At 46.9% G+C, this 1,793-nt stretch carries 1 protein-coding gene; it reads left to right on the top strand.

Features of this window, described 5'->3' with window-relative positions:
* Window positions 1-128 precede the first annotated feature (128 nt).
* Entirely contained in the window at window positions 129-1,664 is a 1,536-nt protein-coding gene (locus ACFFK0_RS14410; protein ID WP_377470951.1) for an MGH1-like glycoside hydrolase domain-containing protein, read from the top strand.
* Window positions 1,665-1,793 lie beyond the last annotated feature (129 nt).

Genomic DNA, 1,793 nt, shown 5'->3' on the forward strand with positions numbered 1-1,793 from the left:
TCTGGGGTGGTCAGGGAAAACCCTTGTCCCACCTGACTCGGCGAACGCCGAGAGTCTATTACCATTTTAGGAGGATCAGATTCTAGTGTTTTATATGCATACAAAATAATCAGAAAGGATGATCGTTCATGTTGTTACTCCCAGACGATTTTAGAAAATACTTTGAAATTTTTAATGAACATGACCAAGAATCTGTAACACAGCATGTTGATAATGCGTCAGCCTGGGAATGGATGCGTGATCAGATGCCTCTATTTCATTGTCCTGACAGCTGTTTGGAGGAGACTTACTATTTTCGCTGGTGGGTTTATCGTAAACATATTAAGCATACCCCTGACGGATTCGTAATCACAGAGTTTCATCCTTCCGTCCCTTGGGCAGGTAAGCATAACACGATCAACTGTGCTGTGGGGCATCATATCAGTGAAGGCCGCTGGCTGCGCAACCGTCAGAATTTTCTCAAGGAATATATCCTGTTTTGGTTCAAAAGAAACGGGGACCTCCGATCCTATAGCTGTTGGATAGCTGCTGCCGTGTGGAATTATTGCGAAGTAGACGGTGACTTCCAGCTTGCCATTGATTTGCTGCCGGATATGATCGCCAACTATACGGAATGGGAGAAAAGCCATCTGAACTCCAGTGGGTTATTCTGGTCCATTGACGACCGCGATGCGATGGAAATCTCCATCAGCGGCTCAGGGCTCAGACCAACCTTGAATACCTATATGTACGCCGATGCAGTAGCGATTAGCAATATCGCACGCCTGGCTGGAGACTTTGAATCGGAAGAAAGGTTTAAGGAAAAAGCGAATCGGTTAAAACAACTTGTCCAAGAACATTTGTGGGACGACCAGGCGCAGTTTTTCAAGGTCATCCCATTGAAGACCGCAGAAGACCCTGTAGAACAATGGGAATTTCGAAAGATGGATCCCGCTCATAACGTACGCGAGCAGCTCGGATATATCCCGTGGGCTTTCCATCTACCCGACGTCGGTTATGAACAAGCATGGACACAGCTAATGGATCCTGCCGGGTTCTTTGCTCCATTCGGGCCAACTACTGCAGAGCAGCGCCATCCCCGATTCATGTTCTCCTATGAGCACGAATGCCTGTGGAATGGACCATCTTGGCCTTTCGCCACATCCCAGACGCTGACGGCGTTGGCCAACGTATTGAACGATTACGAACAGCAGGTGATCCATAAAGAAGATTACTGGAACATACTGAGCACTTACGCTAATTGCCATTATCGCACAAGAGCTGATGGCAAACGGGTATCCTGGTTAGACGAAAACCTTGATCCTTATACAGGCGAGTGGCTGTCCAGACGAATACTTCAGGAGTGGAATTGGCCTGAAAGAAAGGGGGGCCTCGAACGGGGAAAGGATTACAACCATTCCACATTTAACGACCTGATCATCACCGGTCTGGTCGGGTTCCGTGTGAGGTATGATGGCAGTTTTGAGGTTAACCCGCTTATTCCTGAAGGAACATGGCAGTATTTTTGTTTAGACCGTTTGTACTATCGTGGTAAGAACATCACTATCATTTATGATAAACTCGGCCGACAGTACAACAAGAGCGTAGGCTTGGCCGTTTATATCGACGGTGTGAAGGTTGCTTACTCGTCGGGATTGGATCGTCTGGTAATAGATCAATTGTAAAATGCCCTTTTCAATGGTCTCTAAAGATAACTGCCTTACTTTTATGCGAAAAAGGGAGCTGCTGCCGCGTGATATGCTCCCCTTACGGTGGACAGGTGAAATAATAAAAACCTGTTTACAGTGAGGGGA

The sequence above is a fragment of the Paenibacillus chartarius genome, from assembly GCF_042432825.1.
Lineage (GTDB): Bacteria > Bacillota > Bacilli > Paenibacillales > NBRC-103111 > Gordoniibacillus > Gordoniibacillus chartarius.